We start from the raw sequence: 26,173 nt of genomic DNA, 5'->3' as shown, positions 1-26,173 counted from the left end.
ATAACAGTAAATAAAAATCTATAAAAAACTATAAAAATTTACAATTATATGTTATGTTTTTTCACAAAATTCAATATATAATATTTTCAGGTAATGAAAATAAAAAATTATATTTCAATTGTGAAAGCTGCAAACATATTAGGAAAAACGCAACAAACTTTACGGAATTGGGATGAAGAAGGTGTTTTTATTGCGGATAGAACACATTGAAAAAAACGAAGAATCCGAATTAGTGGAAGATCTTATAGCAATCACAACCTCTTTTTCTGCAAAAATTCATGGGAAAAGAGGAGGTAGAAAATTAGAAAATGCAATAAAATCCGTATTAGAAAAGGGTGGAAAGGATGAAAACAACACGGGCTTGTAAAATCGGTTCTATTACAAAAGAACAAACGGAAGATTTAATTACTTTGATTCGTACGTTCGAAAGCGCAAAACGATATAGTTTGAATCGTTTGATTGATGGCGAAAACGAGAAAGAATTGATAAAAAAATTACAGCCTAAATATTTGTTAAATAAACGTTTTTGTGAAGATGCGGTTTTACAAGCGCAAACGATCCTTTCCTCTCAAAAAGAACTTCTTCCAGTTTACCTAGAAAACAATCAAAAAAAGTTAGAAAAGACGTTACAAAAAATAGATGATTATGAAAGCGGCAAAAAAAGACCTAAACAAGTTTCATTAGAAACTTGTTTAATTGGTTTAAGAAAACGAAAACAAAAATTAGAACAAAGAATGGAAACATATGCAAAACATATTAAAAATGAAACATTACCTCCTATTATTTTTGGTGGGCGGAAAAATTTCTATGAAAGAATGAAAAACAAGATATCCAATCAAGAATGGAAAGATTTGCGTACACGACAATTATATTCTCGTGGAGATAAAAGCAAAAAAGGGAATTTGAACATGCGCATTACAGTTGATGACTGTGGGCAAGGATGGTTAGAAATTGCAAATCCATTAGGACTAACAAATGGAAAAACAAAAAGCCCACGAATCAAAGTTCCGATTATCATTCCATATCGTTTTTATCATCAAATTACAAATGTCGTTATGGGAGAGAAAATCGATGTAAATCCAAAAGGAAAACCGATGATAGAGCATCAAAAATATAGTGTAGAAATCATTCGTAAACAAAGTGAATTTTATGTGAATATTACGTTTGATGAAACGGAAATAGGTCGTGTACTAGATTTCAAGGAAACACCACAATCAGATGTAATGGCAGGAATCGATGTAAATCCGGACCGTATTGCAGTTAGTTTATGTACAAAACAAGGTAATTTTAAAGATTCAAAAATTTTTTATCTACACAATCTTAATACGTTTTCAACAAACAAACGCGGAACGATAATTGGACAAATTGTACAACAAATTAAAACATGGTTGTTGGAAAACAATGTAGGTGGAATTGTTTTAGAAGATTTACAGTTTCAACAATCTCATGATACTGATAAATACAGTAATCGTAATTTCCATCAATTTACGTATAAAAAGATGTTGAACAATTTAATTCGTATGGCTCTTCGCAACGGGCTTTCTGTCAAAACAGTGAATCCTGCTTATACAAGTGTGATTGGAAAATTAAAATATAGTAAAAAATACGGTATTAGCGTTCATGAAAAAGCCGCATTCACGATCGCAAGACGTGGATTAGAATTGCAAGAACAATTACCAAAAGAGATTATTTTATTATTAAAAAACCAAATTACAACAAAACTGCGTATTCTTGTTGCTTCTATGGAAGAAAGTAAAAAGAATACGAATACGAAAAAAGTATATAAAAAATGGTTACAAACAATTAAAACGTGGAAAGAACATCACAATTGGAAATTGTGGAGCATTCTTCACAAAACGGTTTATATGAGCAATCAACAATTCGTATTTAAAATTTAAATGAGAAGGGGGATACTGGTTTATTTCTTATAACCTCTTGCATACTACTGACTTGGATGAATGGTAGTATGCAAGAACAGACCGTTCCTAACAGGAACCTGCCGTCATTCTTTCACGATAGGTGGATGAAAAGGTCACAACCCTTACGGACAGGAAAAAGGTGAGATTCCTTTTCGGTAGTTGGCATTTGACTTGGTTCGCCAACAATTTATAGATTTTTATAAGAATTTCAAACCAGGAAATGATGTGGATGAATTAACGATAGAAGCGTTTGAAATAGAAGATAAGGAGGACCTTATCGACGAAATAATGAACAAGTATGGACAAGAAGTCCTGCAGCTTGTGTATTCGTATGTGAATAATAAAGAGGTCGCGGAGGATTTAACGCAAGATATATTTGTGAAATGCTATAAATCTCTTCATACATATAAAGGGAATTCGAATTTGAAAACATGGTTATGGAGAATTGCAATCAATCATTGTAAGGACTATTTAAAAAGTTGGTATAACAAAAAAGTTATCGTGACAGAGGATGACTTTACGTATATGGAGAGTCAAAAAGAAAGTGTGGAACAAACTGTCATTCAAAATGCGGAGGATCGTGAACTGGCTTCTGCAGTAATGAGTTTACCGATAAAATATCGAGAAGTGATTTACCTATTTTATTATGAGGAATTATCAATTAAAGAGGTTGCTACGGTAATAGAAGTGAAGGAAAACACGATAAAAACGAGACTGAAAAAAGCGAAGGAGCTTTTGAAGAAAGGATTGGAGGAATAATCAAATGGAAGATCGATTAAAAGGTTTGCGAAAATCAATGGAGAACACAACGTTTAAACATTTGAGTTTTTCTGATCAGCACCAAAAGCGGGTGCGCGAAAAAATCAATCAATCGTCCGAAAAGGAAGAAGACATCCTTTTAGCAGTGTTGCAACTTCTTATGAATGAAAAAACAGGTTATGAATTGATGCAGTTAATGCGGGGGAGAGGAATTCAAAAATTCGAAGGTGATGAAGGATCTCTATACACTTTATTGCATCGTCTAGAACAGAATCGCTTTATCCAATCTAGCTGGGATCATGCGGGAGCTAAATATTATCAATTAAATGATAAAGGAAACAAGATGCTGCGAAAGGCAGAGAAGAATGCTACGAAGGCACGATTTATATTAAAAGGATTAGTACAGGAGTGAGAAAAAATTGAACAAAAAAGGGGAGCGTTTTTTAAAAGAAGTTACGAACCATATTAAATCAAAAGAAGCGAAGGATTTGGTGGCGATGGAACTAGACTTTCACTTAAAACAGGCGAAGAATATGTGGATGGATAAAGGATTAAGTGAGGAAGTTGCTGAAGATAAGGCTGTTGAACAAATGGGAAGTCCGGTCAAACTTGGCGAAGAACTTAACAAACTGTATAAGCCAAAGGTTGATTGGTTTTTAATTGTTTTATTAGTGGCTGCGATGGGGCTAGGGTTTTTGCCGATTATAACTTTTGGACATGCTGACTTATTCATGAATAAGGTGATATTTGTTATTCTCGGTGTTGTAACAGCTATGGGCATGATGCTACTTGATTATTGGAGATTAGAGAAACTTGGGTGGCTGTTTTATACAATTGGCGTACTTATCTTGTTAATGATAAAATGTTTTCCGACTGATTACGTGATTGGGGAAGCAATAATAAAAATTGGCCCCATCAAAATTGACTGTTTAATGACGATGCCATTCTTCTTTCTAGCTTGGGCTTCTTTTTTCAATAATAGTAGGTTAAAGTTTATGCATCTTCTCATATTATACGTATTTTCTTTATATCTATTTTCAACTACATCAATTCTTTTACCAATTTTCATCTATATTACGATGGTATTCGTTATGCCTTGGTGGAGTAAGTTAGGAAAGAACACGGCATGGCTCATTACAATTTTACCAATTTTACCCTTTATTGTTAGGGATCTATTTTCCTGGTCTGCGGTAAAAGAATACCGGATAGCTAGAATTTTAGGATTTATAAATCCAGCGCATGATCAATGGGATTTACGTTTACAAGAGGCAATGTCTTCAGCAGGTTGGTTTGGTACATATGGAAATATAAAGTCTATCCGTGCTGCCCATACTGATTTTGTATTTGCAAGTTTGACTTACTATTATGGATATGTACTTGCGCTAGTTCTTGTCGTGATTCTTTCTCTTTTTGCAGTAAGAATAATGAACATAGCTTATAAAATAAATGATGGTTATGGTAAATTGCTTCTCGTTGGCGGAGTGACTCTTTTTGTAATCCATTTTATTTGTAACGTTGGCATGACCCTCGGGATATTACCACGTGTTTCTATATCATTACCTTTTATTAGCTACGGATTGATACCAACTCTGTTTCATGCATTTATAATGGGAATTGTGTTAAGTGTATATCGACGTAAAGATATTCCTTTTAGAATGAGAAAAACACCTTGATGATTATCAAGGTGTTTTCGTTATAAGTTCAAAACTATCCAAATCAGCCCCAAGCACAAAAGGACTAACCTCGCCAACGCTATAAAGTTGCAACTCATGCATCGCGCGCGTACAAGCAGTGTAGAACAATCTACGTACGCTCTCATCACTGTATAAATCTTCAGAAGCATCATAAATAATAACAGCGTCAAATTCAATACCCTTCGCTAAATAAGCAGGGATCACGACAATACCTTGCTCATACTCGGCTGAGTTACTCTTCACGAGTTTAATATTCTCGATATGACGGAGTGCTTCGTATGCAGCGGCGCTTTCAGTTGCGGATTTACATATAATTGCGATTGTATTGTGATTTTGTTTTTGTAGTTCGGTAACTTTTGTAGTAATATGCTCGTGCAGTTCGCTGTAATCAGCTACTTTCGTTACTGTAGGTTTCTCGCCGTCGCGTTCAAAGGCGTGAATGTTCTTCCCTTCCGGTACGAGAGCACGTGTAAATTCAATAATCGGTTTTGTTGAGCGGTAGCTACGAGTTAAGTTAATACCGTTCGTTTCATCTGGTCCGTATAAGCTAGTAAGTGTATTGAAATTCACTGCCTCACTCGCATGGGCAAATATCGCTTGGTTAAAGTCTCCGAGTACCGTCATTCTTGCGGCAGGGAAGAGGCGTTTTAAAAACTCAAATTGAAACGGCGAGTAATCTTGCGCTTCGTCTACGAGTACGTGTTTAATCGATCTATTCGTTTGGAAGCCTTCAATTAATTCTTTTAAAAGTAAAAATGGAGTCGCATCCTCGTAATATAGCTTTCCTTCATCAAGCATGTTCACTGTTAGAGAGCAAATGTCATCCCATTCTTTCGGTTTTTCTCCAGTAACCCATGATGCGTCTGTGAAGAGTTGTTTATAGATTCCTGTGAAATTGATGAAGCGCAGTGTTTGAACGCCTTTACGAAGCGGCTTCAATTTTTTGCGGACAATCATACGTCCCAGGACTTTCGTTTCTTTCTCATAGTCATTAAAAGAGTTGTCGTCAAACTCGCCTTTTTTCTGCAAGTATTTATAAGCCTTTTGATATTCATCTTTACTAAGTAATTCAATTTCTTCTTCTACCCAAGGCTTTTTCAGTTCTGCTTTTTCAAGTGCATCTATTTGTTTATTTAGCCAATCCGTTAACTTCTCAATTCGACTATGGAAGCGGAGGGAGGAGTCAGTATTGTAAAATTGCTCTGTAATTTCTTTAGCTGAGGCGATCAGTTTCCCTCTAAATTTCATTCCTCTAAATAGCATGCCTGAAGTTTCAAGAGATTGTCTGTACGCTTTAATCATTTCGAAAAATTGAGTGGATGCTTTAAATCGGATGCTCGCATTTCTAATTTTGTAATTTGCGCTATTTGTTTCAGTTAGCATATATTCTAATTGTTCGTAAGGATCTTCCACATCAAATGACTTACTTAGTCTATGGTTTAAATATTCTTGGAATGTTACTTGCTGCATATTTTCTTCACCGAGTTCAGGTAGTACGTTAGAAACGTAGCTATTGAACATAGAGTTAGGGGAAAAGAGAATAATTTGATCCGCTTTTAGCCATTCGCGATATTTATATAGTAAGTAGGCGATTCGCTGCAGGGCAGCTGATGTTTTACCACTACCAGCAGCTCCTTGAACGATAAGGAGTCGGCCTTCATCGTGACGGATAATTTCATTTTGCTCACGCTGAATCGTAGCGACGATGCTCTGCATATGTTTGTTTGTACCTTTTCCGAGCGCTTGTTGCAGAATTTCATCACCGATTGTGAGGCTCGTATCGAACATGGAATCAATCTCGCCATTTTGAATAATGTATTGTAATTTTTTCTCCACATTACCGCAAATTACGCCGCCTGGTGTGTTGTATTCAGCCGGTCCTGGTGGATAGTCGTAATAAACACTTGAAATTGGGGCGCGCCAGTCATAAATAAGAAAGTTTTCTCCGCTTGCATCAGTAAGGGTAGAAACACCGATATAGATTTGTTCTGCGGCAGGTTCGCCTTCTTCAGTAAAATCGATGCGTCCGAAGTAAGGTGCTTTTTGCATGCGTCGCAGCGCGGCAAGTCGATTAAAGGTGTGTTTATGGGTGATTTGTGTAACAGCTAGTGACTGAGCTTGTTGTCTTAAGTTGATAACTGTTTCAAGGTAATCATCAAAAGTATCTGTATTCACTTTAACGTCATCCCAGAAGTGTTTACGGATGTTGATTACTTCTGCCCGGCGTCTGCCAGTTTCGTTTTCCAGCTTATCAATTTGCTGCGTAATCGTTTCGATTACGGTATCCAATCGTTTTTGCTCTAGATCAAGTTTTTTGTTCATACGTAAGCACTCCTTTAAAAGTGAAAAATAGAGGTTGACTGAAGAAAGGTTTTGTTGTACAATTAAGATACGGATAAATACGTTCTGTGTATTTTAGAAAACGTGTTTCTGTACTAATTTAACATAGTTTCTTAATTTAATCAATAATGATGAGATAAACCCTTGGTTCCACGCGTTGTGAATCAAGGGTTTTTTGTTTTTCTGTAAGAAATAATTGCAATTTTGCCGAGGATAATCTAAGTAAAGTATAGAAACAATCAGGAATAGGGGGATACTGATGGGAAAATATTTTGAGGAAGCACATCGTTTTTGTTCTCGTAATAGAAAGCACTTAGAAAAGGATGTTATATGTGGTTGTTTCTATTGTTTAGAAATTTTCCATCCAGAAAAAATTACAGAGTGGTGGGATGATGATAACACAGCAGTTTGTCCGTATTGTGGGATTGACTCTATTATAGGGGAAAGTTCAGGATTTAGAATCACAGAAATGTTTTTAAGTGAAATGCATAAAAGATGGTTTTAGTTAAACGAATGACAAAATAAACTTTCGGTAACGAAGATAGTGTAAAACTAGCTAAGATTGTACACTATCCATAAAATGAAAAAGACGTTATCCTTTCTATAGAATCGAAGAGTCAATCATGTAATTTCATTTACCCAATCTGTACACAATTTCCCCCTGGAAGAGGGGATATAAAAAAGCTCGGGCTTAGCCCGAGCTTTTCATTATTTCTTTTCGTCTTTTTTATCGTCAGCTTTTTGCTCTTTGAAAAGATCTTTTAAATCTTTATCGTCAACTTTTACGTCAGCTTTTTTGATTTCTTTCATCATAAGATCGTTCATGAATTGAGCATCTTGCGTTTTTTCTTGAGCTAGTGATTTTTTAATATCAGCTTTTGCTTTATCGAAAGTAGCATCTGCGTGATTATCAGTTACTTTAATAATATGGTAACCAAATTGTGTTTTTACAGGTTCGCTTACTTCATCTTTTTTCAACTTTTGAGCTGCTTCTTCAAATTCTTTTACCATTTTCCCTGGTCCGAAGAATCCTAAGTCGCCACCTTTTTCTTTTGAACCTGTATCTTCAGAGTATTGTTTTGCTAATTCTTCGAAAGATTTACCTTGAGCAAGTTCATCTTTCACTTTTTTAGCAGTTTCCTCATCTTTTACAAGGATATGACTTGCTTTAATTTCTTTTTTATAATCCTCGAATTTTGCTTTTACATCTTTATCAGTAATCGATTGTTCAACCGCTTTTTCTTGAGCTAATTGAGCACGTACACTATTTTTTATAGTTTCTTCTTTAATACCTTGTTGTTTCATTAGTGTATCGAATTGATCACCGTATTGTTTTTTCATTTCATCGAACTTTTTGTCTACATCTTTGTCTTCAACTTTGTAGTTTTTAATAAGTACTTTTTCCATAACCATGTTGTTTAGTACTTGTTTACCAGCTTGTGTCTTCATTTGATCGTAGAATTCTTCTTTTGTAATGTCACCAGCTTTAGATGTAACGATTTTGTCTGATGATGATGTTCCACATGCTGATAATGCGATTACACTTGTTGCGGCTAAGGCAAGCATAGCTTTCTTCATTCGATAAACACTCCTACTATTATGTATTTTTAATTTATCCTACACCGATGAATTTTAAATTCATAAGAGCCCGATTAAGTCTCACTGATACTTTTGCTTTTTTGTATTGGTAAAGCGCGCTTAACAGGGCTTACCGTGGCTGAGGATAAAGTTTTGATGAATGTTTTGTTCTATAGTATAAGCAATATGTACAAAATTTAATATATCATATTTCGACGCGTTTTCATATTGATAAAGAAAAATTAACCAGTACGTGTCAGATTTTGAAAGTGTGCCATATTGGGCGTATGCCGCATATACAGAATAGAGGAGGGGATGGGGATGAATTCTCAACTTATTTTATTACTTGTACTGTTTATTTTATTGGTTATTGTAGGTATAATTTGCTTATAGAGGAAAAAAGTGAGGAAGGGGCTTTCCTTCCTCACTTTCCATGAAATATAATTTCTATATAACTAGAAATTAATAAAATTGTTATACATACATTAATAACCCGAAAGACACCGGGCTGGCGGCTCGCAGCTATTTGTTTTCGTTCACACAGTGTATGTGTCATGAAATTCGTGTAAAATATAACAAGAAGTGCGAATGCGACAAAAACAACTGTTATAAGTGTCATGAGGCGAGACCTCCTTTTGGCTAAAATACATATACATATATTGTATCACACGATATTTTGTTCGTGTTACAAAATTCAGAAATAGAAGACTTTGTGTTAGAAAGTGAGGGAGAAAATGGACGTTGTTAGAAGATTAGAACAAGCTGAATACTACGTAGACCTACTATTTAAAATGATTGATGAAGAGAAGTGTCCATTTTATTCTTTGATCATAAAGAAAAAAGCTCGTAAAAAAGATATTGAACGTATACTAAATCTTTGTGAAAAACTGAACGAGCAATATGTAGTGGAGAAAGCTGAAGGGCTTCTTTTGTTCGATGCGCTGTTAAATCAATTTGAAAAAGCGCTTCCACATCAGCTCGAAGTACACGAAACTGCGGAAGCGCTAGCAAAACAAGGTTTATTTAAGCCGCTTATGAATGAATTCTTAAGCATGATTGCGAAAAAATAAATAGATTATTTCTTAACTAACTTTTGATCGGATTCTGTAAAGTTCTCTTCAATATCTTCTAATGATTTCTCAAAAATATCGATAAAGTCTTGTCCGTAAATATTACGCAGGATTGCAATCAGTTCGATATTTTCTGGGAACTTCCCATAAAAATTACGAAGTGCAAGAGCCCCATTAAACACTGAATTATTTTCAGGATCATACTCCTCCATTAAGCGAAGTAGTAATTCTTCCCCTTTGTCTGTAATTTCAATGTACGTATTTCGTTTATCATCTTCCTTTTTTGAGAATACAAGATAGCCGCGTTCTTCCAGCTTTTTCGAGAAGTTAAACGCCGTTGATACGTGCATAACTCCAAACTTAGCAATCTCAGAAATAGAAGCCCCTTTTAAATGATAAGCGATTGTTAAAATATGATGTTCATTAATATTTAAATCGTAAGGTTTAATCCACTGCTGCCAATCTTTCTCTACACATTTCCATAACGCTTTCGATAATTGAGCAATGCGTTGGCTGAAAATCATCGCTTCTTTTACCGAGTAATCTTTTTCTCCACTTTTCATTTACTCACCCACTTTAACATTCTTTTTCATTACTATCTATTATGCCAGTAAAATAAAAATTAATAAAGTCTTTTTGTAAGAATTGTGAAAATTTTTTAACAAAATGACATTCTATACAAATCATGCATAACTATGGAAGCGTTTTATGAGTCGTGAATACATGCGTTGTCCTTACATGTTAATTGATAACATATATTGTAAATGCATAAAAACACGGCATATCTATACGATATGCCGTGTCAAGGTCAATTTATATAAAAAATATTTGTTATATGCAAAAAACTAAGCAGGAATTTGTTTACGCTTTTTCTGGAACAGCTTCTTGTAGTTTCTCAATTGACTTTTGGATGTCCAAAATTTCTTTCTCAATATGGCGCTTGTTTTGAGAAATATCTTGTTTCCAGTTAGAAAGCGTGTCTTGCATGTCATCTTTTAATTCTTGAAACACTTCTTTACCTTCTGAAGCAGTTTCAACAATTTGACGCTTTAATAATTTCGTATCAGCTGTAATATCAGCTAAAGTCTTTTTAATATCATTTCCTTTTTCTTTTAACTTGCCGCGCATGTCTTTACCAGAAGAAGGAGTTGAGAAAAGAACGGCCAGTCCAGCAACTGCTCCCCCGCAAATAACACCTGTAATAAAGGATTTAGCTTTTGACATAAAAGGAAACCTCCTTATTTTTTGTTCGTATTCATGATGTGAAAAAATATGCATATCTTTCTTATATGTGCTATGCACAAACAATCATCCCTGAGCATTTTAAGTGAAGAAACAAGCCATGCGGAATTTGATGACTTCAGGGAAGTGGCTTGTTATGTATTACGCCTTCTTATAGTGTCATTATTTCACACTATTTGCAATTGTACTTGCGATGTTTTGTAAATTTTCCATAGTGTATTCATTTTGGTGTGATTTCCAAACAGCACCGAAACCATCTTTTTCACCGTAGCGTGGAATTAAATGAAGGTGGAAGTGGAACACAGTTTGTCCAGCTTTTTCACCGTTATTGTTAAGTAGGTTAAAGCCAACTGGATTAAACTCTGCTTTAATCGCATTTGCGATTTTTGGAACGACAGAAAAAATGTGTGATGCGATTTCTGGCGTTAACGCAAAAATGTCTTGTTTGTGAACTTTCGGAATAACAAGAGTATGTCCTTTTGTTACTTGACTAATATCTAAAAATGCAAGCACATGTTCATCTTCGTATACTTTTGAGCAAGGGATTTGCCCGTCAATGATTTTACAAAAAATACAATTGTCTGCTGTATGATTCATTGATCTCATCCTTTCAAATATCCTTAGCCGTATTTTACCATAATTACATAAGAGAACAAACACGAAAAACAGGAAGCTGACTCAGCTTCCTGTTTTCTGAAGAGGGATTGAAAAAGCATTATCGTAATTTACGTTTCGCAGACACCTCATTTATTTAAGAAATGCACGGTAAATCGGCTAAAGTTTCTGCCGTAGACACCCCATTTTCAAGTGAAATGAATTGCAATCTTTTATAAAAGGAAATTGTTTATTTTTTAAAACAGTATATGCTCTTTCGGAGACACCCCGTTTCTAAAATGAAACAAATGATCTGGTTATGTGTAAATTTCTTTGTCCAACATGGACACCCCATTTCATGATGACTTAACTATGTTGTTGTACTCATCAATTGGTGGTCGCTTTTTCAATGTGTTCCTTCTTCACTAATTATGATGTCCGCTTTCGGGAAAATATATGCTAATAAATTTAAATTTTTTTTTTTGAGTACATGGATACTATGTAGTACAGCATAATTTTTGGTAAGATGAATATAGAATGAATACTAATGAAGAAAGTGGTGTCGTATGAGCGAGTTATTGCGTGTAGAAAATGTTACAGGAGGATATACGAAACGACCTGTATTAAAAGATGTTTCGTTCTCTGTTAATAAAGGCGAACTTGTCGGCTTAATCGGTTTAAATGGAGCTGGTAAAAGTACGACGATTAAACATATTATCGGTTTAATGGAACCGAAAAAAGGAACTGTCACAATTAATGGGAAAACAATTCGTGATGATATGACAGCGTACCGTTCTAGCTTTTCATTCATTCCAGAAACGCCGGTATTATATGATGAATTAACGTTAGAAGAGCATTTGAAATTAACAGCGATGGCGTACGGTGTTGATGAAAAACAATATGAAGAACGTGTAGGACAACTATTACATGAATTTCGCATGAAAAATCGTTTAAAATGGTTTCCATCTCATTTCTCAAAAGGGATGAAACAAAAAGTAATGATTATGAGCGCGTTTTTAGTTGAGCCATCTCTTTACATAGTAGACGAACCTTTCGTTGGATTAGATCCGTTAGCAATTCAATCTCTTCTTCAAATGATGGATCAAATGAAAAAGAGTGGAGCCGGTATTTTAATGAGCACACATATTTTAGCGACGGCAGAGCGTTATTGTGATTCGTTCATTATTCTGCATCAAGGTGAAGTAAGAGCGAAGGGAACGTTATCTGAGCTGCAATCACAGTTTAATATGCCAGGTGCAACGTTAGATGATATTTACATCGCGCTAACAAAGGAAGAAGATTATGAATAGCACAGCGTTATGGAAAGAACGATTTCGTCACTTTCTAAAAGAAGTTCGTACATATAGTAAATACGTATTTAATGATCATTTGAAATTTATTTTTGTGTTCATCATCGGTGCGGGAGCGTATTATTACCAGCAATGGTTACAAACGTTAACATCTTCGTTTCCAACTGCGCTCGTAATGGCAGTATTAATTGGACTCGTGTTAACAGCTGGATCCATTCAAACGTTATTAAAAGAAGCGGATCTCGTTTACTTACTGCCAGTTGAAGAAAAGTTAAAACCTTACTTCACCAAGGCATTTCTTTTTACATTTATGATTCAGTTATACATAATCGCAATCGTAGCAGCTGCGCTTGCTCCGTTATACTTCCAACAAATGAAGCAAACAGGTGCTGGCTACATATGGATTGTCCTCGCATTTGTCATTGTAAAAGCGTGGAATTTATTCGTCGCGTGGGAAAAGTCATTTTTAACAGATCAAAATATACAAAGGGCTGATTGGTTTATTCGTTTTATCTTAAACGGTTTATTTGTATATTTCCTTGTAGAACGTACTTCAGTTCTTGTTATTGGCGGAATCGTTCTGCTCATGGTGTTATATCTTGCTATCATGCATCAAATGGTAAAAGGAAAGCCGCTAAACTGGGAGTATTTAATTTCTGAAGAAGGTAAGAAAATGATGCTGCTGTACCGAATTGCGAATATGTTCGTTGATGTACCAGCATTAAAAGAAAGAGTATCTCGCCGAAAATGGCTGGATTTCATTCTGTCGATAATCGGCGAAAAGCGTACATATTTATACTTATATACGAGAACGTTTTTACGATCGGGTAACTATTTCGGCTTATATGTGCGCCTGCTCGCTCTTGGAGGGGTTATTCTTTACTTCATTCCGTTTTTATATGGACGATTTATCGTAAGCCTTATTTTCTTATACTTAATCGGTTATCAGCTATTAACTTTATGGAAGCATCACCGCATGAAGATTTGGCTTGATTTGTATCCGGTCGGGGGAGAAGAGAAGAAGAAAGATTTTCTTACTTTATTAAATGCAATTCTTCTTACTGGCAGCGTTGTATTTACAGTTATATTTGCCCTTGCGACGAAAGATTTCATGATGACGGGAATTTTACTAGTCGTGAGCATAGTATTTAGTATCGGTTTCGTTTATCAATACGGGGCAAAACGTATTGAGCGTTTAAATTGAAGGGAATGAACCTATGATTACATATGAAGAAAAGGTTATAAAAGAGCTGGAGCAGTGGAAAGCTACATTCATGAAAGATTCTTCTATGATGACACGGTTCTCAAAGAAAGTGCAGACGAAAGTACAACAGCTTATTCCGGCGAAAGTGCAAAAAGTATTAACAGAAACGATTCGGATGATGGTACAAACAATTAGCGCCGGATCAAACTTTATAAAGCCGAAATTAAAAGAGACGAACTGGTCATTGCAAAGACGAGACGATGAAGTACGTAAAAAAATGGATGAGTACAAAAAAATAGCAGCGGCAGAAGGAGCAGGGACGGGAGCAGGCGGTATTCTCCTTGGCCTTGCTGACTTTCCGCTTCTACTCGGCATTAAAATTAAATTTTTATTCGATGCAGCAACATTGTACGGATTTGATACGAGCGACAAAGAAGAGCGCCTTTTTATCCTTCACGTTTTCCAACTTGCCTTTTCAAGTGACGACCACCGAAAAGAAATATGGAAAGCCATCGAAACGTGGGATACAGAAGAAGAAAACCATATGGACTGGGAAAAGTTCCAAACAGAGTACCGAGACTATATCGATTTAGCAAAAATGCTTCAGCTCGTACCCATAATCGGTGCCCCAGTCGGCGCGTATGCGAACTATCAATTACTGCAAAGACTTGGGGAAGTAACGATGAATTGTTATCGTATGCGGTTGCTGAATAGGGATTAAAAAGAAAGCATCCTAAATTTGTGATTTAGGATGCTTTTTTGTTTTAATGATTAATACTTCAAAAGAAGGTATAATTCAGATTGTCTTTTCAGTGTTTTAGGCTGAAATTAGTAGTAGAGATAGAACCGATATTATAATCATCCTTATAATCAATTGAAGTAGTAAATTTCTTATTTGTATCATCTTTGATATGACCAGTTATAAAAATAGTTTCGATATCATTAGAAGGAAATCTATGATTCGTAATAGCCACTTCTAAATTCTCTTTTTCTTTAAAATATTGAATTGTAGTTTCTGTTGCTTTATTAACAATTTGTTGTTCCTCATTCTTTTGATCTATAGTACAACCTCCTAAAAGGATAAGTGTAAAAATAAAGAATAATCTTATAGCATATTTTTTCACGAATAATCACTCCGTTAATAGTGCGTTATATTCCTCTTAACTAAATTGTATATCCACAGAATATGGTGTGACTGGGTATAAAAAAACGGGACTCTAAAGTAAAAAGGTTATTAGTTTTTAAGCTCTAAATTTTTGGTGGTTGAAATAGCGCCGATATGATAATGATTTGCGTATCCAACTGAAGCAGTAAATTCTTTCGTTTTATCATTAGTCACATAGCCTGATATAGAGATAGTTTGAAAGTCTTTTGGTCCAAATTCATGATCAGTAATTGATACATCTAAGCCCTCTGTCTTTTTGAAATATTGAATGGTTTCTTCTTTTGCTTTATTAATGATTTCTTCCTCGGTATTATTTTCATTATTACAGCCTCCTAAGGTAGTAATAATGAAAACTAAATAAAAAAACAATCTTTTATGCAACATAATTCTCCTCCAATCATTGGTTCCTAAGTTAGGGATATATCAAATGTTGTAGAAGAGAAACTTTAAAATGTTTTAATAGGTTCAAATCAATCTAGGTTTTTAAGAATTATTTGAGGGGCTCCTTTTGAAAATAAAAATAGACACCTTATTGTTAGGTGCCCAAAAGTTTGATACATTGCTTCTAAATTTTTAACGTTAGAAGTTGAGCTTATTGAATATTGATCTCATCCTTTATATACATATGAAATAATTGGAATTAATATAAAGGGCCAACAAAAATATACTTTATTTTCATATTAATTTCAGTCATCATAACTAATACTTTTAACCTTATTTTTATAATTTATATCTGCAGTTATTTTACGGTTTGGATTATTTGTTACATGACCTGATACAAAAATCACCCAAAAATCTGAGGGGGCGAATTCCACTCTTGTCACTGTGACACCTAGCTTTTTATCTTCTTTAAAATGTTGGATTGCGATCTTTTTTGCTTTTTCTTTTAATGCTATTTCCTCATTTTTTATCCATATTGTATTATTTTTTTAGAGAAAAATTCGTTGAAACAGAACCAACATTATAATTATTATTGTAATCTATTGTAGCAGTGAATTCCTTGCTTTCATCATCTTTGATATGACCAGTTATGAAGACTGATTCTAGATCATTAGAAGGGAACCTGTAATCAGTAATAGTTACATCTAAATTTTGTTTCTCTTTAAAGTAATTAATTGTTTTTTCTGTTGCTTTATCTACTATTTGTTTTTCTTTATTATTTTCCTGCATATTACATCCCCCAATTATTGTACTTACAAAGATAAAAAAGACAAAAAAGGTAAATTTTCGGATTTTAATTCTCATGTTTACCCTCCGTTAATGTTGTTCTATAATTTAGAATATACTAAATATCCCGAGGAGGGAATATTTTGGATAGCAAAAATACACAAGAAGTGTTAGATTTAAGCTTTTATCGAATGGCTAAAGATGCGTATAAATCAGATAAAGAGTTAAGAAATGAAATTACAGTGAATAATGCGAATGATGATACTTTACAAACATGGAAGGTCCGTGAAACATTCCACGACAAACAAACCGGAATGGATGCAGTAGCCTTTGAACGAGATGCCGATGGGAAAAAGCAAGTTATGGTAGCTTTCCGAGGAACAGAAGGGGATAAAATTATAGAGAAAAACTCTTTAGGCATTTCGATGAAGCCAAGGAAGGTATGAAGGATTTAAAAACAGATACAAGTCATTTTGTTAAGAAAAAATTTATATGCTAAAATATTTTACGTAAAAAAGACACTCTAGTGAGTGTCTAATGATTATTCTTTTAATTTTAGATTTTTAGAGTATGACCTAGAACTTATATTATACTCTCCACCCCCATATTCTACACCTACTCCAAACGTTTTGCTTCTATCTCCTTTAACATGTCCATCTATAAAAACAGTTTGAAAATCATTGGGGGAGAACTCATGTCCTGTAATTACTACATCGAGCTCCTCTCTTTCTTTAAAATATTTAATGGTTACCTCTTCTGCCTGTGCTACTATTTCTTTTTCTTCATTTGTTTTATTATTCATACCGCATCCTCCTAAAAGGATAAGTGTAAGGATAATGAATAATCTTATACCATTTTTTTTCAATTATCATTCCTCCATAAATGTTGCGTTATATTTCTCTTTACTAAATTTTATATCCACAGAACATTGTGTGGTGGGGTATAAAGAAAAGGCACTTTAAAAGAGTGCCTTTTCTTTATTATTTTAAATGTAAATTTTCACTTGTAGAGATAGAACCTATTGTATACTCATCTCCACCGTATTCTATTGTAATATTAAATGTTTTGCTTTCATCATTTTTTATATAGCCGGAGATAAAGATACCTTGTAAATCACTTGGAGCAAATCTATAATCAGTGATTACTACATCTAAGTCTTGTTTTTCTTTGAAGTATTGGATTGTCCTTTCTTCTGCCTTTTCAACTATTTGTTGTTCAGTATTTTTTTGATCTATCGTACATCCTCCTAAAAGGATAAGTGTAAAGATAAAGAATAATCTTATAGCATATTTTTTCACGAATAATCACTCCATGAATGTTGCGTTATATTCCTCTTCAATAAATTTTATATTCACTGAACATTGTGTGGTGAAGTATAAAGAAAAGGCACTCTAAAGTGCCTGGATTATTAGTTTTTAAGCTCTAAATTTTTGGTGGTTGAAATAGCGCCGATATGATAATTATTTGCGTATTCAACTGAAGCAGTAAATTCTTTCGTTTTATCATTAGTCACATAGCCTGATATAGAGATAGTTTGAAAGTCTTTTGGTCCAAATTCATGATCTGTAATTGATACATCTAAGCCCTCTGTTTTTTTGAAATATTGAATGGTTTCTTCTGTTGCTTTATTAATGATTTCTTCATCGGTATTATTTTCATTATTACAGTCTCCTAAGGTAGTAATAATGAAAATGAAAACTAAATATAAAAACAATCTTTTATGCAACATAATTCTCCTCCAATCATTGGTTCCTAAATTAGGGATATATCAAATGTTGCAGAAGAGAAACTTTAAAATGTTTTAATAGGTTCAAATCAATCTAGGTTTTTAAGAATTATTTGAGGGGCTCCTTTTGAAAATAAAAATAGACACCTTATTGTTAGGTGCCCAAAAGTTTGATACATTGCTTCTAAATTTTTAACGTTAGAAGTTGAGCTTATTGAATATTGATCTTATCCTTTATATACATATGAAATAATTGGAATTAATACAAAGGGCCAACAAAAATATACTTTATTTTCATATTATTTTCAGTCATCATAACTAATACTTTCAACCCTATATTTATCTCTATAATTTATATCTGCAGTTATTTTACGATTTGGATTATTGGTTACATGACCCGATACAAAAATTACTCCAAAATCTGCAGGGCCGAATTCGACTTTTGTCACTGTAACATCTAGTTTTTTATCCTCTTTAAAATGTTGGATTGCGATCTTTGTCGCTTTTTCTTTTAATGCTATTTCTTCATTGTTCTCTTGTTTGTTCATATACATAAACCCTCCAATAAAAAATATAATTATAATTATTATTAATAAAAATCCCTTTTTTTTCAAAAAAATCACCCTCTCCTAATGATAAACTATATAATTAGAATAAACTATTTATTATAGGAGTGAAAGAATGAAAGAAAGTGCAGTTTTAGATCAAACTTATTATGATTTGGCAAAAGGAGCATATAGGAATGATTTAGGTAAAAATTATGAGATAAAGGATTATACAGATCAAAAAAAAGTTTTACAGACATGGAAAGTAGGAGAAACATTCCACGACAAACAAACCGGAATGGACGCAGTAGTCTTTGAACGAGATGTCGATGGGAAGAAGCAAGTTATGGTAGCTTTCCGAGGAACAGAAGGGGATAAAATTATAGAGAAAAACTCTTTAGGCATTCCGATGAAGCCAGGGGAAGGTATGAAGGATTTAAAAACAGATACTAATCATTTTGTATTACGAGAAGGTGTTCATGAACCAGCAGCACCTCCTGTAGCAGGGACTGAGAATGAAGGTTCAAAGAAATATTGGAATGAAGAGAATCAGCGCTGGGAAACACATAATCAATTCGAACAAGCTGAAAGGGTCATGAAACAAGTAACGGATACATACAAGGACAGGGATGATGTAGAGATATATACGACGGGTCATTCGTTAGGGGGAGCTTTAGCGGAGTATGCAGCGGCATCTAATGATAATGTAAGATGTATGTCATGGAATGCGCCGAGTGCAAAACATTTGTTACCGCCTGATTTACAAGAAAGAGCAAATAATGGTGAGTTTAATAATAGAATTGTAAGTGTTGTTCACGGAAATGATTCAATTGGCTATGGACCATTTGGTGCATATGAAAGTCATATAGGCTCTACTTATGCGGTAACCCCACCAATTTCGAAAGAAGAAATGTCAAAGCTATCATTACAGCAAAAGCTTGGGATGGATGTTACTCGATTTTTAAATTCGATAAGTGGCCCTGGTTATCATTATCAAACAGATCAGAACTTCCGGTTTGGAGAGAATGGATCTTTATCAAATAAATACTTGTTAAATGTAGACACGAATGAAAGAGTTTATGATTCACCAGGCGCGTTATTAGGCGGGGGAGAGATTCGTGTAGTGGTAGAGAATTTAGAACAAGCTGTAAGAGATATGAAGCGAAACGCGCAAGAATTTCAAGATAGAGTACCGAGGTTAATTTCTAATATGATGACATTATTAGAAACGGCTGAAAGTAGACGGGTAGAAGCTAAAGTAAATAATATACGTGCACATGTAGAGCATTTAAGTTTTTGGTACATACGAACAGCAACGGAAATTTCAGATTTTATTGAGAAGAAAGCCGAGGATTATAAGAAGACGGATCAACAATATTAAGGGAGAAGATTAAGATGCCGAGAATTTACTTAAATGAAGAAGCATTGAGCCAAGCTTTACAACAATTTGACCATATGATTCAAGATTTAAACCATAATAAAAGAGTGGTAAGTACTGTACATGATTTACTCTTATCAAGCTGGTCTCAACTTGGAGTAGGGAAAAAAGCCATTAGCGATTTAGAATCTTTTAAAAAAGATATTGAAAGAAGAATGGAAGAATTAGAGTCTGATAAAAGAGAGTTAAAGGGTGCGATTGATTTATTAAAAGCGCTAGATCAAAGTTATGATTACATGGGGCCTAAATATTAGATTACAAGAAGCACTCACAACGGTGCTTTTTGTGATTTAACTGGATTAAAGAATATTGTAGTAATTATTAAGGAATATGATCCAGATTCATAATATAGATTGAAAAAGTAATATATAGTTTTGAATCAAACTTGCAAATGATTATTTTTTATTTTACAATTTACTTACCGACCGGTAAGTAAAAATAAGTGAGGTACAGTATGACGAAGAATTTACAAACATCGCAGAACATTGTAGAGGCATCATTTAAACTTATGGCAGAACACGGCATTGAGAAGATGAGTCTTTCCATGATTGCGAAAGAGGTAGGTATTTCAAAACCGGCTATTTACTATCATTTTTCTTCTAAAGAAGCGTTAGTTGATTTTTTATTTGAAGAAATTTTTTCTGGGTATCATTTCGTGAATTATTTTGATAAAGAGCATTATACGAAAGAAAACTTTGCAGAAAAGTTAATTTCAGATGGTTTACATATGCTCTCTGAATATGAAGGGCAAGAAGGAATATTACGTGTTATAAATGAATTTATCGTAACTGCATCGCGAAATGAAAAGTATCAGAAACGCTTATTTGAAATACAAGAAGATTTCTTAAATGGTTTCTACGATTTATTGAAGAAGGGTGTGGAACTTGACGTTGTGTCACAACAGGCAACGGAAGAAAATGCTCATACGTTAGCGCTCGTAATCGATAATATGAGTAATTACATGCTCATGGGATTCCAGTTAAAGTATAAAGAAATTTGGATTCGAAATGTGAAAAACGTCATGAAGGAGGAGTAAAGATGAAAATGCAAAAAAACTGGTGGCTCGGTTTTCTTGGATTTATTGGGATTTATAAAATACCAGGTATGATTGAAGCTTTTCAAGCGGATGGAAGTTGGATGAAGTTAATCGGTTTCATTTGGTTACTTTGGTTCGGATATTTTATTCCTGAGAAGAAAGAAGATTAAATTTCAATTTTCTGTAAAGTTATGTAAAATGTAGATTAAGAGTATTCATATATTAGATTACTAGATTTGGAGTGGTTACATGGATCCATTGAAAAATGAAATTCACCCTGACATGGTCAAGGTGTGGAAAGTTCGTGCTGTAATTGAAGAAGGGATCGGTATACTCGTCATTTTAGCTTACCTTTTCCTCATGATAAAGTTTGATTGGTGGGCGTGGATTTTGTATGTAATGATTGGGCTGACAGTTGTGTTCGCACCATTTTCGTACTTCTTATTCCCGAAACTACGTCAACGTTATTACAGCTACCAACTAAATGAAGAAGAGCTTGAAATTCAGCATGGTCTTTTTGTCGTAAAGCGCGTATTAGTACCGATGATTCGTGTGCAGCACGTAACGATTGAACAAGGACCAATTATGAGAAAATATGGCTTAGCAGAATTACACATTTCAACAGCAGCAACTTCTCATAGCATCCCAGGCTTAACGATGTATGAAGCAGAAATGTTGAAAACGAAAATCGCAGAATTAGCGAAAGTGAGTGATGAGGATGTATAAGAGGCAGCATCCAATCACGATGTTATTAGAATTAAAAATAACAGATTTTATACCACTCATTATTTTCATGTTTAGCTTAAACGGAAAATTCCCGTTTTGGTATTTAATTCCCGCAGCATTTGGTTTACTCACCGTTTTTTCAGCATTTGAAAAATGGTATTACACAACATATTGGGTTGAAAATAACGTATTACATGTGAAAAAAGGTCTCTTCGTGAAAAAGGAGAGCTACTTAAATAAAGAACGTGTTCAAACGATTAATACAAGTTCTAACGTACTATATCAAATGCTCCGTTTAAAAAAAATTCAGATTGAAACAGCTGGTGGGGGCGATGAAGCAGAAGTTAGCTTAGCTGGTATTACGGCAGAAGAAGCGGCGGAGCTTATTACTTTGCTAAATGAGCCAACTCCAGAAGTGAAAGCAGAAGGAACGTTAGACGAAGCAACAGAAAATGTAGTAGAAAAAGAAATTGTTACAGAAGAAAAACAAGCGACAGAATATAAATTAACTTGGAAAGAGATTTTATTAGCATCTGTTACATCTGGTCAATTTGGACTATTATTCTCTTTAATCTTTTTCGTTTATCACCAAGTAGATGAGTACATTCCGAAATGGATAGAGAATGGCGTAAAGTCGTATGTAATGGAACATGATATATATGGCTGGATTTTCATGGTAGCCATGTTACTCGTTCTTTCTTGGATTATATCTACAATCGGTTACGCGTTAAAACATGGCGATTTCACAGTGAATCGAAGAAATGACGAAGTCCGCATTTCGCAAGGATTGCTTGAGAAAAAAGAGCTCGTACTAAAATTGCATCGTATTCAAGGTATTACGATAAAAGAAAGTATTTTACGCCAACCATTCGGTTATTGTGCTGTGCAAGTAGAAGTCATTCAAAGTAAAGGAATGAGTGACGAAAAAGAAAAGGTTACACTGCACCCAATCATTCGAAAAGATCGAGTACAACAGTTACTCGCCCATTTACAATTACCATACGAACTGAATGCAAACATTATTGCATTACCAAAAGCAGCATTACGCCGCTATCTCATTGATAGTTTCATTTTCTTCGCAATGCTAGCAATCCCGTTTATTGGAATAAGTATATACTCTGAAAAGCACTTCATCATGTGGGCATTAATTCCGCTCGCGATCCTCATCTTTACACTTGGATACGCAACATTTAAAACAAATGGTTACAGTGTTAACGGAGAACAAATTACACTTGTCTATCGTAGCGTCAGAAAATATACAGGACTTATTAGAAGAAGACATGTCCAATCAATGGAGAAGACACAATCATATTTCCAGCGCCGAGCGGATTTATGTACGTATAAGTTTTCTAGTGCATCATCTAGTTATAAAATAGAGCATACGAGAGTAGAAGATGCGGAGAGAATGCAGAATTGGTATAAGAAGAAGTTAAGTGAGAAATAACTTGAGAAAGCTTGCCTATTATGAAGGGCAAGCTTTTTTGTTATAGGGAAAAGAGTCGTTTAATCCATATATTAGTACAACTACAGCACACATGTATCAATACGTATGCAAAAAGGAGTATGCTTCTGTTTTAGGAAAATATGTGGAATTTTTGATATAAATGGTATACTAAAATACAAATAGTATTAGGAGGTTATATATGATAAGTCAGTTGAAAAGAGAAGCACTTGATGCATTAAAAGGAAGATGGGGATTAGCGGTAGGGGCAACTTTATTAATTGGAATCCTTATTGGAGCTGTTGAAATGCTAACAACAGGTATTTTCTCGATATTTTGGGGTTGGGAAGAGGCAAGTGATTCACTTACAGTAAGTATTATAGTAATGCTTGTTATTGGTCCATTAACAATAGGTGCCTATTATCTTGTTTTAAATGCAATTCGTGGGACTGATGCTCGCATTGGTCATATATTTAGATGGTTTAGCGATGGAAGTAAGTTGATGAAGTCGTTTTTAACATATTTACTAATGTATGTATACTTGACTCTATGGACATTACTTCTTATTATTCCAGGTATTATTAAATCATTTTCTTATTCTATGACATATTTTATTTTGAATGATCATCCAGAATATACAGCGAATCAAGCGATTACTGAGAGTCGTCATATGATGAATGGACATAAAATGGATTACTTTTTACTATGCTTAAGTTTCTTAGGCTGGTTCATATTAAGTATTCTTACTATAGGAATCGGTTTCTTATGGTTAGCACCGTATTTCTACGCGACATCAGCCGCATTTTATGAAGAGATTTCAAAAGAATATTATAAAAAAGAAGGCACTACTTTCTAATAACCACCTATCCCCTAAAGAATATAGGGCACAGATAGTTTAGATGTTCTGTTTAGGGGGGATTTCAGGATAAGGTATAGGTTTTTATATAAAAATTATGCCCTCTATGTTTTAGCATAGAGGGCTATTTTTTTGTGAAAGTAATGAATAATATATGTGAAACAAAAAAAGTGAGGTGAATGAGAGTGAGCAAATTTTTAATACCGTATTCGTTTTCTATATTAAGTTTCTTTATTTCAGTAACGGCACTTGATTTATATGATAGGATGGGAAACAATAGTGAGCTGGTTTCGCCGAACATAATCGGTAAGATAATTCAATCTACTGCGCAAATGGGAGTCCTTACATTATATTTCGGAGTACCTATCATTTTAGGTGGCTGTCTACTTGGTGAGCTATTGTTTAGAGGTATCATTTTACGATTTAAACTAAGCTATATTCTATCTTTATTATTATATTTACTTTTAGCTTTTAGTATTGTTTCTGTAACGATTGGAATTCCAACTACATATGAGGATTCTAATACTACTTTCATGGTAATAACTATGATTTGCGCTGTTACATTCTTTATGGGCCGGAATATATGGGAGAAAAAAGAAATGAATAATGGAGTAACAGAATGAAATATACATGTCCGTGCTGCGGGTATAGAACAATAGAAGAAGAACCACCAGGTACATATGAAATTTGTAATATATGTTACTGGGAAGATGATGAGGTACAGTTTAACGATCCTGACTTTGAAGGCGGGGCAAATGAAGTCTCGTTAAGACAAGCACAGAAAAACTTCATTGCATTTGGTGCTTGCGAGGAATGTTTTGTGAAATCAGTTAGAAAGCCGACTAGCGAAGATGTGAAGGATACTAGTTGGAAGCAAATTAGTTAAATAGATTTAAATAAAAATGTTATTACTCGATGTAACAAGAGTAATAACATTTTTTTATGTAATGATGAAAGAATTAACGGCGTCTTATAAGGTAAAATAATAAAGATGATAACGTAATAGGTAGGCCTGTTTCCAAAAAGGCTTCTAAATTAAAGGATAGAAAATATCGGTCGTTAAACAACATAAAGAAGAAATGATTGTAGGAAATACCTAACACTATAAATAAAGGAATACCGATTTTTAATTCGTGACTTCCTTTTATTTTTCTATAACAAAATTCGCCTATTAAACAACCGATAAGAACAGGAATACTTCCAAGAATTGAAAGCATAATAATAGATACCCAAATCGGCCCCCATGAATCCGCATAATTTGGAACGCTTGTATACTGTAAAACATTCACAATGATAGAAAAAAACAATAAGCATATTAAATAACTAATAGAAAATTTTTTCAATGGAATCATCCTTATAAAATTTCACTTTATTTTTATGAAAATATAAACCTCTTTAAATTATAGATTAGATGTATAAGGATAATCAATTTTTATACATTTCGTGTTTATGGATATATTTTCAATAAATACAAAAGTATAGATGTATAGTCAGCTTTGTGTGTTTAATGTTATCATATTGAATGATATGGAAATTTTTAATAGAATAAGTAACTAAAAATTCAAAGGTAATGAAGCTTTTGTTGTATAAAGAAAATACTTAGTAGTAATCAACAATATTAAAAATAAGATTCGTATTTATATAAATTTAGTAGAAATGGGGTTTTAAAAAGGAATGAGTATAAGCATAACGCGGCAAAAGATTTTGGCGGCCGCTTCTCAAATTGTGCAATGTAAAGGGGTTGCTAAATTAACCTTAGAAGCAGTGGCAAAAGAGGCGGGTGTAAGTAAAGGTGGATTATTGTATCACTTTTCAAATAAAGAAGCTTTAATAGAAGGTATGATAGTCAGAGGGGTAGAGGATTATGAGGGAGCCATTTACAATAAAGTAGCGGAAGACGCAGAGAAGAAAGGGAGATGGGTTCGCTCTTTTGTAGAGGAAAGATTAAATAATGAGAGAAGAACAGAAGAGTTATCTAGTAGTATGATGGCAGCATTCATGTTAAAACCTGAATTACTTGAGCCATTACAACAATCATTTCAGCAACTGCAAAAGAATATAGAAAATGATGAGATAGATTCAGTTTGTGCAACAATTATTAGATTAGCAGCAGATGGATTATGGTATTCGGAATATTTAGGGGTTGGAAGACTAAGCCCCGAGTTAAGAGAAAAAGTGATTCAAGCTCTTATTGGAAATTCATATAAATAGAATATATGAACTATATAATGTGAAAATAATTCACCGTTGCTTCTTTAATGTAGTGGTGAATTGTTTTTTTTATTAGAAAAATAGAACAATTTTATAGAGTATTGAATTATAACCGTCCAGACGGTATAGTAATATTTGGTTTAAGAGGAAAA

Annotated in this window: 34 protein-coding genes and 1 pseudogene; 21 read left to right on the top strand and 14 right to left on the bottom strand. The window is 34.0% G+C overall.

What is annotated here, in order from left to right:
* The first annotated feature begins 181 nt into the window (after window positions 1-181).
* The 5 genes from OXT04_RS16965 to OXT04_RS16945 all read left to right on the top strand — a co-directional run bounded on the left by OXT04_RS16965 (window position 182) and on the right by OXT04_RS16945 (window position 4,351).
* On the top strand, window positions 182-367 hold the full coding sequence (locus OXT04_RS16965) for a resolvase (protein WP_033685918.1): 186 nt from the start codon (window positions 182-184) through the stop codon (window positions 365-367).
* Window positions 345-1,898 (top strand): IS200/IS605 family accessory protein TnpB-related protein, encoded by a 1,554-nt coding sequence (locus OXT04_RS16960; RefSeq protein ID WP_267416158.1) that lies wholly within the window; start codon window positions 345-347, stop codon window positions 1,896-1,898. The genes OXT04_RS16965 and OXT04_RS16960 overlap by 23 nt, the downstream gene beginning before the upstream one ends.
* 246 nt (window positions 1,899-2,144) lie before the next feature.
* Window positions 2,145-2,678, top strand: a complete 534-nt coding sequence (locus tag OXT04_RS16955) for a sigma-70 family RNA polymerase sigma factor (RefSeq protein WP_071731879.1) — start codon at window positions 2,145-2,147, stop codon at window positions 2,676-2,678.
* A gap of 4 nt (window positions 2,679-2,682) precedes the next feature.
* Window positions 2,683-3,090, top strand: a complete 408-nt coding sequence (locus OXT04_RS16950) for a PadR family transcriptional regulator (protein ID WP_098014913.1) — start codon at window positions 2,683-2,685, stop codon at window positions 3,088-3,090.
* A 7-nt stretch (window positions 3,091-3,097) separates the two neighbouring features.
* Window positions 3,098-4,351 (top strand): FtsW/RodA/SpoVE family cell cycle protein, encoded by a 1,254-nt coding sequence (locus OXT04_RS16945; RefSeq protein ID WP_267416152.1) that lies wholly within the window; start codon window positions 3,098-3,100, stop codon window positions 4,349-4,351.
* A gap of 6 nt (window positions 4,352-4,357) precedes the next feature.
* On the opposite strand, the gene helD is transcribed toward OXT04_RS16945, so the two are convergent.
* The gene (helD, locus tag OXT04_RS16940) at window positions 4,358-6,694 is read right to left on the bottom strand and encodes an RNA polymerase recycling motor HelD (RefSeq protein ID WP_267416150.1); all 2,337 of its coding nucleotides are present in this window, start codon (window positions 6,692-6,694) and stop codon (window positions 4,358-4,360) included.
* Window positions 6,695-6,971: 277 nt separating this feature from the next.
* Here helD and OXT04_RS16935 point away from each other — a divergent pair, with 277 nt between their 5' ends.
* Window positions 6,972-7,217 (top strand): hypothetical protein, encoded by a 246-nt coding sequence (locus tag OXT04_RS16935; RefSeq protein ID WP_000521398.1) that lies wholly within the window; start codon window positions 6,972-6,974, stop codon window positions 7,215-7,217.
* A gap of 203 nt (window positions 7,218-7,420) precedes the next feature.
* Here the strand turns inward: OXT04_RS16935 and prsA are convergent, their stop codons facing one another.
* Window positions 7,421-8,290 (bottom strand): peptidylprolyl isomerase PrsA, encoded by an 870-nt coding sequence (gene prsA, locus OXT04_RS16930; protein WP_065228422.1) that lies wholly within the window; start codon window positions 8,288-8,290, stop codon window positions 7,421-7,423.
* 424 nt (window positions 8,291-8,714) lie between these two features.
* Complete coding sequence (locus tag OXT04_RS16925) at window positions 8,715-8,909, bottom strand: hypothetical protein (protein ID WP_000172690.1); 195 nt, start codon at window positions 8,907-8,909, stop codon at window positions 8,715-8,717.
* 115 nt (window positions 8,910-9,024) lie between these two features.
* Between OXT04_RS16925 and OXT04_RS16920 the strand changes: the two genes are divergently transcribed.
* Entirely contained in the window at window positions 9,025-9,360 is a 336-nt protein-coding gene (locus OXT04_RS16920; protein WP_000383657.1) for a DUF1878 family protein, read from the top strand.
* Window positions 9,361-9,365: 5 nt separating this feature from the next.
* On the opposite strand, the gene OXT04_RS16915 is transcribed toward OXT04_RS16920, so the two are convergent.
* The 3 genes from OXT04_RS16915 to OXT04_RS16905 form a co-directional block, all read right to left on the bottom strand.
* Window positions 9,366-9,923, bottom strand: coding sequence for an HTH-type transcriptional regulator Hpr (locus tag OXT04_RS16915; RefSeq protein WP_000834924.1), 558 nt, complete (start codon window positions 9,921-9,923; stop codon window positions 9,366-9,368).
* Window positions 9,924-10,221: 298 nt separating this feature from the next.
* Window positions 10,222-10,584, bottom strand: coding sequence for a YtxH domain-containing protein (locus OXT04_RS16910; protein ID WP_000030302.1), 363 nt, complete (start codon window positions 10,582-10,584; stop codon window positions 10,222-10,224).
* Between the two features lie 180 nt (window positions 10,585-10,764).
* On the bottom strand, window positions 10,765-11,199 hold the full coding sequence (locus OXT04_RS16905; protein WP_001016835.1) for an HIT family protein: 435 nt from the start codon (window positions 11,197-11,199) through the stop codon (window positions 10,765-10,767).
* Window positions 11,200-11,762: 563 nt separating this feature from the next.
* On the opposite strand from OXT04_RS16905, the gene ecsA reads away from it, so the two are divergent.
* From ecsA to ecsC, 3 genes are read left to right on the top strand one after another with little or no spacing between them, the layout of a single operon-like run.
* Window positions 11,763-12,506, top strand: a complete 744-nt coding sequence (ecsA, locus tag OXT04_RS16900) for an ABC transporter ATP-binding protein EcsA (protein ID WP_001292598.1) — start codon at window positions 11,763-11,765, stop codon at window positions 12,504-12,506.
* Window positions 12,499-13,710 carry an ABC transporter permease EcsB gene (gene ecsB, locus OXT04_RS16895; protein ID WP_088020728.1) on the top strand — a complete coding sequence of 404 codons (1,212 nt, stop codon included), beginning with the start codon at window positions 12,499-12,501 and terminating at the stop codon, window positions 13,708-13,710. Before ecsA ends, ecsB begins: the two co-directional genes overlap by 8 nt.
* Window positions 13,711-13,723: 13 nt before the next feature.
* Window positions 13,724-14,431, top strand: coding sequence for an ecs operon protein EcsC (gene ecsC, locus OXT04_RS16890; protein WP_000634126.1), 708 nt, complete (start codon window positions 13,724-13,726; stop codon window positions 14,429-14,431).
* Window positions 14,432-14,519: 88 nt separating this feature from the next.
* Here ecsC and OXT04_RS16885 read toward each other — a convergent pair whose 3' ends face one another.
* The 3 genes from OXT04_RS16885 to OXT04_RS16875 form a co-directional block, all read right to left on the bottom strand.
* Complete coding sequence (locus OXT04_RS16885; protein ID WP_242806125.1) at window positions 14,520-14,834, bottom strand: DUF1433 domain-containing protein; 315 nt, start codon at window positions 14,832-14,834, stop codon at window positions 14,520-14,522.
* 110 nt (window positions 14,835-14,944) lie between these two features.
* A complete protein-coding gene (locus OXT04_RS16880) occupies window positions 14,945-15,259 on the bottom strand; it encodes a DUF1433 domain-containing protein (protein WP_109737657.1) in 315 nt (104 codons plus the stop codon).
* 537 nt (window positions 15,260-15,796) lie between these two features.
* The gene (locus tag OXT04_RS16875; protein WP_001220548.1) at window positions 15,797-16,120 is read right to left on the bottom strand and encodes a hypothetical protein; all 324 of its coding nucleotides are present in this window, start codon (window positions 16,118-16,120) and stop codon (window positions 15,797-15,799) included.
* Window positions 16,121-16,233: 113 nt separating this feature from the next.
* On the opposite strand from OXT04_RS16875, the pseudogene OXT04_RS16870 reads away from it, so the two are divergent.
* Window positions 16,234-16,529, top strand: a pseudogene (locus OXT04_RS16870) (lipase family protein); the annotation flags it as partial.
* A gap of 54 nt (window positions 16,530-16,583) precedes the next feature.
* Here the strand turns inward: OXT04_RS16870 and OXT04_RS16865 are convergent.
* The 4 genes from OXT04_RS16865 to OXT04_RS16850 form a co-directional block, all read right to left on the bottom strand.
* Entirely contained in the window at window positions 16,584-16,907 is a 324-nt protein-coding gene (locus OXT04_RS16865) for a hypothetical protein (RefSeq protein ID WP_267416127.1), read from the bottom strand.
* 115 nt (window positions 16,908-17,022) lie between these two features.
* Entirely contained in the window at window positions 17,023-17,340 is a 318-nt protein-coding gene (locus OXT04_RS16860) for a hypothetical protein (RefSeq protein WP_023521365.1), read from the bottom strand.
* Window positions 17,341-17,450: 110 nt separating this feature from the next.
* The gene (locus tag OXT04_RS16855) at window positions 17,451-17,771 is read right to left on the bottom strand and encodes a DUF1433 domain-containing protein (RefSeq protein ID WP_023521366.1); all 321 of its coding nucleotides are present in this window, start codon (window positions 17,769-17,771) and stop codon (window positions 17,451-17,453) included.
* A gap of 302 nt (window positions 17,772-18,073) precedes the next feature.
* Window positions 18,074-18,316 (bottom strand): hypothetical protein, encoded by a 243-nt coding sequence (locus OXT04_RS16850; protein ID WP_223259179.1) that lies wholly within the window; start codon window positions 18,314-18,316, stop codon window positions 18,074-18,076.
* A gap of 133 nt (window positions 18,317-18,449) precedes the next feature.
* Between OXT04_RS16850 and OXT04_RS16845 the strand changes: the two genes are divergently transcribed.
* From OXT04_RS16845 to OXT04_RS16805, 9 genes are all read left to right on the top strand, one after another.
* The gene (locus tag OXT04_RS16845) at window positions 18,450-19,694 is read left to right on the top strand and encodes a lipase family protein (RefSeq protein ID WP_097919875.1); all 1,245 of its coding nucleotides are present in this window, start codon (window positions 18,450-18,452) and stop codon (window positions 19,692-19,694) included.
* A gap of 14 nt (window positions 19,695-19,708) precedes the next feature.
* On the top strand, window positions 19,709-20,005 hold the full coding sequence (locus tag OXT04_RS16840; protein WP_002030222.1) for a hypothetical protein: 297 nt from the start codon (window positions 19,709-19,711) through the stop codon (window positions 20,003-20,005).
* 200 nt (window positions 20,006-20,205) lie between these two features.
* Entirely contained in the window at window positions 20,206-20,787 is a 582-nt protein-coding gene (locus OXT04_RS16835) for a TetR/AcrR family transcriptional regulator (protein ID WP_000164846.1), read from the top strand.
* Between the two features lie 2 nt (window positions 20,788-20,789).
* Window positions 20,790-20,957: a hypothetical protein gene (locus tag OXT04_RS16830; RefSeq protein ID WP_000783808.1), complete on the top strand. Its 168-nt coding sequence runs from the start codon at window positions 20,790-20,792 to the stop codon at window positions 20,955-20,957.
* A 79-nt stretch (window positions 20,958-21,036) separates the two neighbouring features.
* Window positions 21,037-21,513, top strand: a complete 477-nt coding sequence (locus OXT04_RS16825; RefSeq protein ID WP_000371358.1) for a PH domain-containing protein — start codon at window positions 21,037-21,039, stop codon at window positions 21,511-21,513.
* Entirely contained in the window at window positions 21,506-22,957 is a 1,452-nt protein-coding gene (locus tag OXT04_RS16820; protein ID WP_267416105.1) for a PH domain-containing protein, read from the top strand. Before OXT04_RS16825 ends, OXT04_RS16820 begins: the two co-directional genes overlap by 8 nt.
* A 199-nt stretch (window positions 22,958-23,156) precedes the next feature.
* On the top strand, window positions 23,157-23,810 hold the full coding sequence (locus tag OXT04_RS16815) for a DUF975 family protein (protein ID WP_000625399.1): 654 nt from the start codon (window positions 23,157-23,159) through the stop codon (window positions 23,808-23,810).
* 179 nt (window positions 23,811-23,989) lie between these two features.
* Window positions 23,990-24,433, top strand: a complete 444-nt coding sequence (locus tag OXT04_RS16810) for a hypothetical protein (RefSeq protein ID WP_078400421.1) — start codon at window positions 23,990-23,992, stop codon at window positions 24,431-24,433.
* Window positions 24,430-24,696, top strand: a complete 267-nt coding sequence (locus OXT04_RS16805) for a CPCC family cysteine-rich protein (protein WP_000877837.1) — start codon at window positions 24,430-24,432, stop codon at window positions 24,694-24,696. The genes OXT04_RS16810 and OXT04_RS16805 overlap by 4 nt, the downstream gene beginning before the upstream one ends.
* Before the next feature lie 73 nt (window positions 24,697-24,769).
* On the opposite strand, the gene OXT04_RS16800 is transcribed toward OXT04_RS16805, so the two are convergent.
* A complete protein-coding gene (locus tag OXT04_RS16800; RefSeq protein WP_000714567.1) occupies window positions 24,770-25,153 on the bottom strand; it encodes a hypothetical protein in 384 nt (127 codons plus the stop codon).
* Between the two features lie 331 nt (window positions 25,154-25,484).
* On the opposite strand from OXT04_RS16800, the gene OXT04_RS16795 reads away from it, so the two are divergent.
* Window positions 25,485-26,021, top strand: coding sequence for a TetR/AcrR family transcriptional regulator (locus OXT04_RS16795; protein WP_065223818.1), 537 nt, complete (start codon window positions 25,485-25,487; stop codon window positions 26,019-26,021).
* Window positions 26,022-26,173 lie beyond the last annotated feature (152 nt).

Source organism: Bacillus sp. GC_Bacil_1, from assembly GCF_026540675.1.
Classification (GTDB): Bacteria; Bacillota; Bacilli; order Bacillales; family Bacillaceae_G; genus Bacillus_A; species Bacillus_A cereus.
Note: the sequence above shows the minus strand (reverse complement) of the source record. Positions and strands in the feature narration are given on the sequence as shown.

Excerpts from the sequence above, each read along its gene's own strand:
- OXT04_RS16815 (WP_000625399.1), top strand. The coding sequence starts at position 23,157 with ATGATAAGTCAGTTGAAAAGAGAAGCACTTGATGCATTAAAAGGAAGA.
- OXT04_RS16845 (WP_097919875.1), top strand. The coding sequence starts at position 18,450 with ATGAAAGAAAGTGCAGTTTTAGATCAAACTTATTATGATTTGGCAAAA.
- ecsA (WP_001292598.1), top strand. The coding sequence starts at position 11,763 with ATGAGCGAGTTATTGCGTGTAGAAAATGTTACAGGAGGATATACGAAA.
- OXT04_RS16810 (WP_078400421.1), top strand. The coding sequence starts at position 23,990 with ATGAGAGTGAGCAAATTTTTAATACCGTATTCGTTTTCTATATTAAGT.
- OXT04_RS16855 (WP_023521366.1), bottom strand. The coding sequence starts at position 17,771 with ATGTTGCATAAAAGATTGTTTTTATATTTAGTTTTCATTTTCATTATT.
- OXT04_RS16935 (WP_000521398.1), top strand. The coding sequence starts at position 6,972 with ATGGGAAAATATTTTGAGGAAGCACATCGTTTTTGTTCTCGTAATAGA.
- OXT04_RS16905 (WP_001016835.1), bottom strand. The coding sequence starts at position 11,199 with ATGAATCATACAGCAGACAATTGTATTTTTTGTAAAATCATTGACGGG.
- OXT04_RS16880 (WP_109737657.1), bottom strand. The coding sequence starts at position 15,259 with ATGTTGCATAAAAGATTGTTTTTTTATTTAGTTTTCATTATTACTACC.
- OXT04_RS16835 (WP_000164846.1), top strand. The coding sequence starts at position 20,206 with ATGACGAAGAATTTACAAACATCGCAGAACATTGTAGAGGCATCATTT.
- OXT04_RS16920 (WP_000383657.1), top strand. The coding sequence starts at position 9,025 with ATGGACGTTGTTAGAAGATTAGAACAAGCTGAATACTACGTAGACCTA.
- OXT04_RS16915 (WP_000834924.1), bottom strand. The coding sequence starts at position 9,923 with ATGAAAAGTGGAGAAAAAGATTACTCGGTAAAAGAAGCGATGATTTTC.
- helD (WP_267416150.1), bottom strand. The coding sequence starts at position 6,694 with ATGAACAAAAAACTTGATCTAGAGCAAAAACGATTGGATACCGTAATC.
- OXT04_RS16825 (WP_000371358.1), top strand. The coding sequence starts at position 21,037 with ATGGATCCATTGAAAAATGAAATTCACCCTGACATGGTCAAGGTGTGG.
- OXT04_RS16850 (WP_223259179.1), bottom strand. The coding sequence starts at position 18,316 with ATGAACAAACAAGAGAACAATGAAGAAATAGCATTAAAAGAAAAAGCG.
- OXT04_RS16830 (WP_000783808.1), top strand. The coding sequence starts at position 20,790 with ATGAAAATGCAAAAAAACTGGTGGCTCGGTTTTCTTGGATTTATTGGG.
- prsA (WP_065228422.1), bottom strand. The coding sequence starts at position 8,290 with ATGAAGAAAGCTATGCTTGCCTTAGCCGCAACAAGTGTAATCGCATTA.
- OXT04_RS16805 (WP_000877837.1), top strand. The coding sequence starts at position 24,430 with ATGAAATATACATGTCCGTGCTGCGGGTATAGAACAATAGAAGAAGAA.
- OXT04_RS16960 (WP_267416158.1), top strand. The coding sequence starts at position 345 with ATGAAAACAACACGGGCTTGTAAAATCGGTTCTATTACAAAAGAACAA.
- ecsC (WP_000634126.1), top strand. The coding sequence starts at position 13,724 with ATGATTACATATGAAGAAAAGGTTATAAAAGAGCTGGAGCAGTGGAAA.
- OXT04_RS16840 (WP_002030222.1), top strand. The coding sequence starts at position 19,709 with ATGCCGAGAATTTACTTAAATGAAGAAGCATTGAGCCAAGCTTTACAA.
- ecsB (WP_088020728.1), top strand. The coding sequence starts at position 12,499 with ATGAATAGCACAGCGTTATGGAAAGAACGATTTCGTCACTTTCTAAAA.
- OXT04_RS16950 (WP_098014913.1), top strand. The coding sequence starts at position 2,683 with ATGGAAGATCGATTAAAAGGTTTGCGAAAATCAATGGAGAACACAACG.
- OXT04_RS16795 (WP_065223818.1), top strand. The coding sequence starts at position 25,485 with ATGAGTATAAGCATAACGCGGCAAAAGATTTTGGCGGCCGCTTCTCAA.
- OXT04_RS16910 (WP_000030302.1), bottom strand. The coding sequence starts at position 10,584 with ATGTCAAAAGCTAAATCCTTTATTACAGGTGTTATTTGCGGGGGAGCA.
- OXT04_RS16820 (WP_267416105.1), top strand. The coding sequence starts at position 21,506 with ATGTATAAGAGGCAGCATCCAATCACGATGTTATTAGAATTAAAAATA.
- OXT04_RS16875 (WP_001220548.1), bottom strand. The coding sequence starts at position 16,120 with ATGAGAATTAAAATCCGAAAATTTACCTTTTTTGTCTTTTTTATCTTT.
- OXT04_RS16925 (WP_000172690.1), bottom strand. The coding sequence starts at position 8,909 with ATGACACTTATAACAGTTGTTTTTGTCGCATTCGCACTTCTTGTTATA.